This window comes from Candidatus Methylomirabilota bacterium (assembly GCA_036005065.1).
Taxonomy (GTDB): domain Bacteria; phylum Methylomirabilota; class Methylomirabilia; order Rokubacteriales; family DASRDR01; genus DASYQW01.
Window position 1 is genome coordinate 1 of record DASYQW010000316.1, and the last position, 9,616, is coordinate 9,616.

Sequence of the window (9,616 nt, forward strand, 5' to 3'; positions counted from 1 at the left end):
CGGGCGTCCCGCCCACGCGCGACTCGCGATGAACCCGTGGGTCGGGGCGAAGAGCCAGATCACCCCGAAGAGTCCCGTGGCCACCAGGACGATCGTGCCCCCGGCGGCCAGGCCGGCGTGGTAGGACACGAAGAGCCCGACGACACCGGACACGACGCCGATGGCTGCGCTCACGCCCATCATCACCGGCAACCGGTCCGTGAGGAACCGCGCGGCCGCGGCCGGGGTCACCAGCATGGCCAGCACGAGGATGTTGCCGACCGCGCTGAGCGACACGACGATGGTCAGCGAGACGAGGATCAGCAGGAGCAGGTCGAGCCAGAAGACCGGGAGCCCCATGGCCCGGGCTCCCACGCGGTCGAAGGACGTGATCAACAGCTCGCGATAGAAGACCGCGACCAGGCCCACCACGATCACGCCCACGATGACGGAGGCCCAGATGTCCTCCGTTGTCACGCCGAGGACGTTGCCGAAGAGGAACGACGCCAGGTCTCGGGCGAAGTTCCTGGTGGCGCTGATCAACACGACCCCGAGGGCGAAAGCGCCCGCGAAGAGGACGCCGATCGCGGAGTCCTCCTTGACCCGCCGGCTCGTCGCCAGGACCGCGATCAGTGTGGACGTCAGGATCCCGAACAGCAGAGCTCCGACAAAGATGCTCTGACCGAGCAGGAAGGCGAGCACGATCCCGGGGAAGACGGCGTGGGTCAACGCGTCGCCGATGAACGACAGGCCGCGCAGGACGACGTAGGTCCCGATCATGCCGGTGACGGCGCCCATGAGCGCCACCTCGAAGAGGGCCCGCTGCATGAACTCGTAGTGAAGGGGATCCGTCACCCAATGGAGCACAGTCGTCATCGCACTGGCCCGACACCCGTTCGTCCGTGCCCGTGTGTGTGATGCGCGGGCGCGCCCGCGTGATGCGCGGTTACGGCGGTCCCCTGGTGCCCGAGCATGATGACCGGCCCCCCATACGTGGCCGCGAGATTCTCCGCGGTGTAGGTCTCCTGCAGAGGGCCGAAGGACACCAGTCGGCCGTTCAGGCAGCAGAGACAGTCGCAGTGGCAGGAGGCGCTCGCCAGGTCGTGGGTCGCGATGAGCACGATCTTGCCCGTCTGTCGGTGCTCCTCGATGATCCGGAGAATCACCTCCTGCGTGCCGGCATCGATGCCGAGGAGCGGCTCGTCGAGCAGCAAGACGTCCGCGTCCTGGGCGAGCGCGCGGGCGACGAAGGCGCGCTGCTGCTGGCCGCCGGAGAGCTGGCCGATCTGGACCCCCCGGTGCTCCTGCATGCCGACCCGCTCGAGCACCCGGTCGACGCTCTCGTGATCGCGGCGGCCGGGCCGGCGGAGCCAGCCGATCCCGGGGTACCGGCCCATCATGACCACCTCGCGGACGGTGACGGGAAAATCCCAGTCGACCAGCTCGCGCTGCGGCACGTACGCCATCCGGGCGCGCATCGCGGCGGCCGGGCGCCCGAAGAGCGTGACGGTGCCACTCACAATCGGCACGATGCCCAGGATCGCCATCAGGAGCGTGCTCTTGCCGCCGCCGTTGGGCCCGATGATGCCGACCACCTGGCCGCGCTGGATGTCCGCGGAGACTTCCCGGAGGACGACCTTGGGCGGGTAGGCGACCGTGAGGTCGCGGATCACGAGACCATCGTCGGCGGCTGGCGAGGTGCCGCCGTCGGTCGCCAGGGCCGTGTCCCGAAGCGGTGGGCTCACGTCGCGCTCACTTCAGGGCATCGGCAATCTTGCGCGCGTTGGCCAGCCACATGCCGTCTACGGTCTCGGCGCCGCTGCCGGGCTGGCCGAGCGAGTCGCCGTAGAGGTCATCCACGATCTTCACTCCCGCCTCCTTGGCGAGCGTCGTCGCCAGCTTGGGGTTGACATTGGACTCGGCGAAGATCGCCTTGACCTTCTCGCGCTTGATCGCCTCCAGGAGCGCCGCGGTGTCCGCCGCGGACGGCTCCGCCTGCGTAGACACGGCCGGGATGACGGCACCGACGATCTTCAGGCCGTACGCCCGCGCGAAGTACCCGAGCGCGTCGTGGTTCGTGACGAGCTTCCGGTTCGCCGGCGAGATCTCGTTGATGACGGCCTGGACCTGTGCCGCCGCCGCGTCGAGCTTCTTCTTGTAGGCGACGGCGTTGGCGTCGTACGTCGGCTTGTTGGCCGGATCGGCGCGGTCCAGCGCCGCCGCGATGTTGTCGACCATCTTCTTGGCGTTCGTCGGATCATGCCAGACGTGAGCGTCGTCGACCGGCTTCCCGTCTACCTCGCCCTTTCGCGGGCGCACTCCGGCCGTCACGGTGACCAGCTTCGCCTTCTTCCCGGCCTTCAAGGTCCGGTCGAGCCAGTCATCCAGCCCGATGCCATGACGGAGGATGAGGTCGGCGCCTTCCAGCGCCACCAGGTCACTCGCCACCGGCTCGAATTCGTGAGGGTCGGCCCCCGCCGGCACGAGGCCTTTGAGCTGGATCGTGCTCCCGCCGACCTCCTTCGCCAAGGCGGTGATCTGAACCGTCGTGGCGACGACCTTCGGCTTGCGCTGTTCCGCCGAAGAGTCCATCGCCACCAGCGCCAGCATGGCGAGCAGGATCGGCCTGCTCCATCGGTTCCTGTCTCCCGAGATCGACATCGTCGGTCCTCCGTGCGCGTGCTATCCCGCCGCAACCACCCGGCGGCGGGCGGCGGCTATCCCGGGAGGGCGCCAGGGATCACCGGTCACACTCCTGGCACAAGCCGAAGAGGTGCAATTCGTGGTTCGTCACGCGGAAGCGGCGCCGATGACGTACCCGATGGTTGAGCCGCCTGAGCGCCTGGTCATCGATGAGACACCCTCGGAGATCCTCGATTCGCCCACAAACCTGACAGATCAAGTGATGGTGATGCCCGGTGAACTGCTCGTCCAGCTCGTAGCGCCGGCTCCCTCGGACGGAGTCCGTCGTCCGGAGCAGGCCGATCCCGGCCAGGAGGTTCACGGTGCGGTAGATCGAGACGATACTGGCCCGCTTCGCCGCCACCCGCTCGTGGATTTGGGACACGGTGAGCGGCAGCGGGCTGCCGGCGAGCACGTCGAGCACGGCCCGCCGCGCCCCCGTGACCCGGACTCCCCGACGCGCCAGCGAGTTCGAAATGTCGATGCGGACGGCTCGCGCTTGGTGGCTCATTGTAAACGGTTGTGCAATTCGTTTTCAGTATTCCACCGCAATCGGCCTGTTCTGTCAAGACGGCGGGGCTAGTCGGAGGGCGTCAGGCAGCGCCGGGCGTTCTCGCCGAGGATCGCGGCGCGCTCCCCCTCGCTGAGCCCCGGCAGAGTCGCCAGCCGGGCCGCGTCGGCGGCCGGGTCGAACCACGGGTAGTCCGACCCGAAGCAGACGCGCTCCACGCCGAGTCGACGCACGAGGGTCACCGCCTCGGCGTCCTCCATCCGCCACGGGACGGCGGCGGCGGTGACGACGGCGCAGGTGTCGAAGACGACGTGGGGAAAGCGCTCGGCCAGCGCCACCGCCTCGTCGACGTGGCCACGGCCGAGGTGGGCGAGGATCACCGGGAGCGCCGGGAAGGCCTCCAGGACGTCGGCGAAGGCGCTCGGCCGGGCGAGTGCATTCCACGCGCTCCGGCCGAGGAAGCCGGAGTGGAACAGAACCGGCAGCCCGAGCTCCTGGCAGAGCTCGTAGACGGGCCAGAGGGCCGGGGTGGCCGGGGCCAGGCGCTGCACGATCGGGTGGAGCTTCACCCCGCGGGCGCCTCCCTCGACGCAGGCCTCGAGCTCGTCGCGCAGCTCCCCCGGCGTCATCACCGCCGGGTCGAGGCCGATGAACGGGATGAGCGTGGCGTCCGCCCGCGCCGCCTCCAGGGTCCAGCGGTTGCGGCGGGCGAGGCGGCCGCGGAGCTCGTCCTGGAGGCGCCCCTCCGCGTCCGCCCGATCGGCGGCGCCGAGGTCGGCCGGGAGGCGCGCGAGGGCGGCGTCGCGCATGTCCGGGATCGGCGTGAGGTTGGCCATCACGGCCGCGGCGATTCCGCCGCGCGCCATCGCCTCCCGCAGCTCGGGGATCGTCCCCGCGTAGGGCGACCAGCCGTCGCCCTGCATGGCCTGGCGGCCGAGGTCGGGGCGGGGATAGGTGTGGGTGTGGATGTCGACGATGTCCACCGGCTTGTGGGAAGGGGCCTCGACGGCCCCCTCCCAGACCCACCTCCCAGGAGAAGTTGCGCGCGCAAAGCGCGCGCTCGGAGCGGAACGACTAACCCGCGGCGTCTACGCGAGACCGTGGCCCGTAATTATCCCGAGAGTCTGTCAGGCGCCGAGCCGATCGCGGACGAGCGCGACCAGGCGCTCGTAGGTGAAAGCCTGGCCCGTGCGGGCCGCGACGGGCGCCTCCGTCTTGAGCCCGGTCTCGCTGATGATGCAGCAGAAGGTCTGGTCGGGGTCGACCGCCCGTTCGCCCAGAAGGCGCCGGAGGGCGGCGAGGGTCCCCACGCCCGTCGGCCCGGCGTAGAGGCCTTCCGTCCGCGCGAGGAGCCGCTGGGTGTCGAGGATCGCCTCGTCCTCCACGTCGGTGGCCAGCCCTTTCGACTCCCGCAGGATCCGGAGCACCCACTCGCCCTTTTGCGCGGGGTCGCCGCACGACAGCCCCTCGGCCACCGAGTAGGAGACCTTGACCGGCGCCAGCGGCCCGCCATGCCGGAAGGCGCGGGCGATCGGGTTGGCCTTGGCCGACTGGGCGGCCGCCATCAGCGGCACCCGCTCGATCCAGCCGAGCGCGGCGAGCTCCCGGAAGCCGCGCCAGCCCGCGATGAAGGCCTCGCCCACCGCGACCGGGAACACGACCACGTCGGGGATGCGGAAGCCCGACTGCTCGGCGATCTCGTAGACCAGCGTCTTCTTCCCCTCTTGCTTGTACGCGTTGCGGCTGGCGCCGCCGTCGAAGACCGGAAGCTCGTCGACCATCCGGTCCCACAGCCGGATCAGGTCGTCGTAGTACCCCTGGTACAGGATGAGGTCGGAGGCCACCGCGCCCATGTGATGCATCTTGGGCGCCGAGGCCTGCTCGTAGCAGAAGATGAAGGCTCGGAGGCCGGCCCGCGTCGCGTAGGCGCCGATCGACGAGCCGGCGTTCCCGGTGGAGGCGACCGAGATCGCGCGGAAGCCGAACTGGCGGGCGGCGGCCACGGCCGTGGCCGAGGAGCGGTCCTTGATGGTCCCGGTCGGGTTGGTCCCTTCGAACTTCAGGAGCAGACGCCGCACGCCGAGGGTTCGCGCCAGCGCGGGCGCCTCCAGGAGCGGCGTCTCACCCTCGCCCAGGGTGACCCGGTGCGCCGGATCGCGGATGGGCAGGACCGCGTGGTAGCGCCAGAAGCCCCGCCCGGTGAAGGCGGCGGCCGGGCCCAGCCGGCGCAGGCGCTCGAGGTCGTAGACGGGCTCGAGGAGGCCCCGGCACCGGGGGCAGGCCAGGAGGTACTCGAGCGGGTGCTCGGCCGAGCACTCGATGCAGCGGAGGCCGAGCGCGCAGGTCGCCGGGACATCCATGGTGGGCTCAGTGTATAACCCGAACGGCGCGCGCGCCAGCCCGCCGCCGTCAGCGGAGCGTCTTCATGTCCTCCGGGAAGTTCGAGGTGAAGGAGTAGGACTTGACGACGCCGTCCGCCCGGAAGCGGACGGTGAGCTGCTTGGTGAGGTCGGGGTTCCCCTTCTTGAAGAACAGCCAGGTCCAGGTGGGGTCGCCGTCGTCGATGCCGACCTGGGTCGGCTCGCCGAACAGCCGGAGGAGGTCGGGCTTGGCGGTGGTGCCGGTGGTGATGGCGTCGCGCCCCGGCGACGGGAAGTCGCGGCCCGTCGAGAAGACCGAGGCGCAGGATGCGAGCGCGAGGATGAGGCCGGCGCTGAGCAGGACGAGACGGCGAGGCAGCATGGCGATCCTCCTGATCGAAGTGTGAGCGGACGCTACTCTACCGAAGCGGTGCGGATGGTGTCAAAGCGGATGTCCGGCTCTTGACAGCGAGGCCGGGTCCTGATTACGGTTGAGGCCACCAGATCGTCCTCAAGGAGGCCTGCCTCATGTGCGCCGCTGCCACGAAAGGATACCTCCACCTGGACAGGATTCCCGAGGAGGAGGTCACCCCGCTGATCCGCCGGAAGATCGTCACCGGCGAGAAGGAGATGGTCGTCGTCTGGAAGATGAAGGCGGGCGCCCACGCCGCCGCCCACCGGCACCCCCACGAGCAGATCTTCTGGGTCGTCTCGGGCAAGATGGAGTTCCGGCTGGGCGACGAGCGGCGGACGTGCGGTCCGGGCGACATCGGGGTGGTCCCGGGCGGCATCGAGCACGAGGCCTGGTTCCCCGAGGATACGGAGGTGATCGACATCTTCGCGCCGCCGCGGGAGGACTTCCTCGGTGGCGGCACCCCGGCGTACATGCGCAAAGGGTAGCCGATCGCGGACCGCCATCGGTCCGAGGGGGAGAGCCCAATGCAGTCAGGATGGCTCGAGCAGTTCATGCGGAAGGAGTCGGCGGACCAGGGCGGCGAGGAGGGGGTCTCCCGCCGGGTGTTCCTCCAGGGCGGCCTCGTCACGGGGGTCACCGCCGGGATGGCCGCCGGCGGGGCGCTAGCCGGGGCCCAGGTCGCCCAGGCCCAGCAGGCGGCGGGCAGCCAGGACACGCCGATCGGGCCGAAGTGGTGGCCCTCGCGCTGGGGGCCCCAGGACGAAGCCGGCGCCTCCAACCACATCACGCCGCAAAAGGTCCTCGAGACCGCGAGTCTCATCAAGACCGGCAAGATCTACGAGATGGGGCGGGTGTACGAGGCCGGCATTCCGGCCTTCGGGGCGCGCGTCTGGGCCCTGCGGATCCCCGGCACGCCGACCGGCGGGCCGTTCGGAAAGAACAAGCTGGTCTACCACGACGAGTTCCTCGCCACCGAGATCGGCCAGATCGGCACCCAGTTCGACGGCCTCGCCCACATCGGCTGCATCGCCGGCAAGGACGGCGACATGACCGAGATGCGGTACTACAACGGCTTCACCGAGGCCGAGATGGCCGACGCCTACGGGCTGAAGAAGCTCGGGATCGAGAAGGTCAAGCCCTTCTTTACCCGGGGCATCCTCGTCGACGTGGCCGGGGTGAGGGGACGGATGCTCGACAAGGGTGAGGAGATCAAGGTGGCCGACGTGACGGCCGCCCTCCAGCGGGGCGGGATCTCGGAGGGCAGCATCCGCCCCGGCGACGCCATCTTCTTCAACACCGGCTGGGGCGACCTCTGGATGAAGGACAACGCCCGCTTCAACTCGGGCGAGCCGGGCATCGGCGTCGAGGTGGCCGAGTGGGTCGTCCAGAAACAGGTCTCCATGATCGGGTCCGACACCTGGGCGACGGAGGTGGTCCCGAACCCGAACCCCGACCTCGCCTTCATCGTCCACAACATCCTGATTACCCGGAATGGGATCTTCAACCATGAAAACCTGGACTTTACGGAGCTGCTCAAGGACCGGGTCTACCAGTTCGCCTACGTCTTCGCCCCCCTCCGGATGAAGGGGGCGACCGGCTCTCCCGGCCGTCCCATCGCCATCACGTAGCGCGCCCGCTCCTCTCGCCGGACGGCCCCGGGCGTCACGCCCGGGGCCGTCCTCCTCCGCGTGCCCGGTATCCCTTTTGCATTGAGAGTCCACGCGTTCATGTGCCTAGTCGGGTAGACGACACTTCTCCACATCCTCGAACGGGGAGGACCGTCATGGAGAACATCGAGCGTCCGATGGCGACCGGATTCGAGACCGCGTGGCCCGGTGAGGAGCCCGCGCGTGGCGGCGACCGGGGCGGCCGGGTGACCGACATCGCGGCGGCGCGGGCGCGGTCGTTCGTCAGCTCGGCGCGGGAAGGCGCCGAGCAGGCGGCCGGCTACGTGCAGGGCGCGATGCAGCAGGCGCGAGACAAGATGGCGAAATACCGTGAGGGCGGGTTCGAGAAGGTCAGGGACGACGCGATCCGGTACACGCGCGAAGAGCCGGTCACGGCGCTCCTGATCGCGGCCGGGATCGGGCTGCTCATCGGGAGCCTGACGGCTCTCGGGCGGCGGTAGCATGGCCGTCGGCGAGCGCAGCGCGGTACCCGAGGGCGCCGTCGGGAACGGCGGGCCGCGCGGCTTCGGGGACCTCCTGAGCCGCCTCGCCGCCGACCTCCGCCGGCTGCTGGATCAGAAACTCGCGCTCCTCAAGCTGGAACTCTCCGAGGAGCTGGCGGCCCTCGCGCGCCGGTCGGTCCTGCTGGTGGCCGGGGGGGCGGTGGCGGTCCTCGGGGTCTTCTTGCTGGTGATCGCCCTCGCCATCTGGCTGGGCGAAGCGATGGGATCGCTGCCGGGCGGATTTGCCGTCGTCGGGGTCGTCCTGGCGCTGGGCGGCGGCGGGCTCGCCTTGGTCGCCCAGCGGCAGCTTTCGGCGCAGCGCTTCGTCCCCCGGCGGACGGTCGAGGAGCTCAGGAGGGATGCGCAGTGGATCAAGCACGAGCTCTAGACGACAAGGAACGCCTGAGGGAGACCATGGAAAGGACGCGCGCCTCCATCCAAGACACCGTCGACGAGCTCAAGGGGAAGGTCGGCCAGACGGTCGACTGGCGTCACTACGTCAGCCGCTATCCGGGCGCCACGCTGATGCTTGCGATGGCCGCCGGATTGGTAGTCGGTCGCGGGCTGGCCGCCTTGATGACCCGGAATGACGGCGTTCGCTATCCGGAACGGTACGGCTATGGCGGGGCGGCCGAAGCCTTCGGCGAGTCGGAGCTCACCCCGGCCGAAGTCCGGGCCCAGGCCGCCTACCAGGTCCGCGAGCGCGCGGCCGGAGCCACCTCGGCGGTGGCCGGGGCCACCTCGGCGGCGCGGCAGGCGGTCACCGAGTCCGTGGGCCAGTCGCTCGGCAAGATCGGCTCCCGCGTCGAGCGAATCGTCCACCGCCTGATCGACGAGGTCGCCGACACGCTCGAGCAGCGGGCGGTACCCGCCCTGACCTCGGCGGCGACCGCGTGGCTCAACAGCCTGCTCGACCTCGGGCCGGAGAGCCGCGCCCGGCGCCCGGCGGGAAGCCGCCCCGACCCGGTCTAACCTCCGACCCATCGTTCCGCGACGGCGGGTCGCGCCGCTGCGACGCAGGCGGCGGGCCCGCCGTCGTGTATCATGGGGGGCGTGGCCCCCGGTTCCGGGGACGAGCTCACGTCCAACGAGCGAGCCCGTCTCGCCCCGTACGTCACCGACCTCGACGGCCCCGTCTTCGCCCTCACGAACTTGCCCGAGGTGGTGAAGGGGGCGCTGTTCGCCCGCTACTCGCGCTCTCCCAAGTCGCTGCGGCGGCTGTTCCTCGACGAGTTCGCCGACCGCGATGCCGGCGCGCCGCCACCGCCGGCGGTCGGGGTCTCACGGGCGGAGAGCCTCTACGAGCGGGTGTTCGTCGAGTACGGCGACGATTCGGTGGCCCAGCTCGGGGGTGTCCACCTCGCCTGCGAAGGGGTCTCGAACATCCTGACCAAGCTCCTCGAGTGGGGTCGACTGATGGCCTACCTCGAGCAGTCGACGCGGTACATCCCGTACACCGACCGTCCCGGCGGGCGGTGGCGCTACCACGTCCCCGAGGA

The 9,616-nt window shown here is 70.2% G+C and carries 13 protein-coding genes; 6 read left to right on the plus strand and 7 right to left on the minus strand.

All coding sequences use genetic code 11. From position 1 onward, the window contains the following. The 7 genes from VGW35_21415 to VGW35_21445 all read right to left on the minus strand — a co-directional run. Positions 1–855: iron chelate uptake ABC transporter family permease subunit (locus VGW35_21415; protein ID HEV8310231.1), on the minus strand; the 855-nt coding region annotated here is incomplete at its 3' end. After that, positions 852–1,724 carry a metal ABC transporter ATP-binding protein gene (locus VGW35_21420; protein ID HEV8310232.1) on the minus strand — a complete coding sequence of 291 codons (873 nt, stop codon included), beginning with the start codon at positions 1,722–1,724 and terminating at the stop codon, positions 852–854. The genes VGW35_21420 and VGW35_21415, both read right to left, overlap by 4 nt. Positions 1,725–1,731: 7 nt before the next feature. After that, positions 1,732–2,640, minus strand: coding sequence for a zinc ABC transporter substrate-binding protein (locus VGW35_21425; protein HEV8310233.1), 909 nt, complete (start codon positions 2,638–2,640; stop codon positions 1,732–1,734). Positions 2,641–2,719: 79 nt separating this feature from the next. Next, positions 2,720–3,172 (minus strand): Fur family transcriptional regulator, encoded by a 453-nt coding sequence (locus tag VGW35_21430; protein ID HEV8310234.1) that lies wholly within the window; start codon positions 3,170–3,172, stop codon positions 2,720–2,722. Positions 3,173–3,240: 68 nt separating this feature from the next. Next, a complete protein-coding gene (locus VGW35_21435) occupies positions 3,241–4,155 on the minus strand; it encodes an amidohydrolase family protein (GenBank protein HEV8310235.1) in 915 nt (304 codons plus the stop codon). A gap of 144 nt (positions 4,156–4,299) precedes the next feature. Further along, entirely contained in the window at positions 4,300–5,532 is a 1,233-nt protein-coding gene (locus VGW35_21440) for a threonine synthase (protein HEV8310236.1), read from the minus strand. A 49-nt stretch (positions 5,533–5,581) separates the two neighbouring features. Continuing rightward, positions 5,582–5,914, minus strand: coding sequence for a hypothetical protein (locus VGW35_21445; protein ID HEV8310237.1), 333 nt, complete (start codon positions 5,912–5,914; stop codon positions 5,582–5,584). Between the two features lie 146 nt (positions 5,915–6,060). Between VGW35_21445 and VGW35_21450 the strand changes: the two genes are divergently transcribed. From VGW35_21450 to VGW35_21475, 6 genes are all read left to right on the plus strand, one after another. Then, complete coding sequence (locus VGW35_21450; protein ID HEV8310238.1) at positions 6,061–6,432, plus strand: cupin domain-containing protein; 372 nt, start codon at positions 6,061–6,063, stop codon at positions 6,430–6,432. A 39-nt stretch (positions 6,433–6,471) separates the two neighbouring features. Then, entirely contained in the window at positions 6,472–7,575 is a 1,104-nt protein-coding gene (locus VGW35_21455) for a cyclase family protein (GenBank protein ID HEV8310239.1), read from the plus strand. Positions 7,576–7,730: 155 nt separating this feature from the next. Beyond that, on the plus strand, positions 7,731–8,075 hold the full coding sequence (locus VGW35_21460) for a hypothetical protein (protein ID HEV8310240.1): 345 nt from the start codon (positions 7,731–7,733) through the stop codon (positions 8,073–8,075). Between the two features lies 1 nt (position 8,076). Then, positions 8,077–8,505, plus strand: a complete 429-nt coding sequence (locus VGW35_21465) for a phage holin family protein (protein HEV8310241.1) — start codon at positions 8,077–8,079, stop codon at positions 8,503–8,505. Positions 8,506–8,531: 26 nt separating this feature from the next. Beyond that, positions 8,532–9,089: a hypothetical protein gene (locus VGW35_21470; protein HEV8310242.1), complete on the plus strand. Its 558-nt coding sequence runs from the start codon at positions 8,532–8,534 to the stop codon at positions 9,087–9,089. A gap of 81 nt (positions 9,090–9,170) precedes the next feature. Continuing rightward, positions 9,171–9,616, plus strand: a 446-nt coding sequence (locus VGW35_21475; GenBank protein HEV8310243.1) for a thymidylate synthase, incomplete at its 3' end; no start/stop codon positions are given.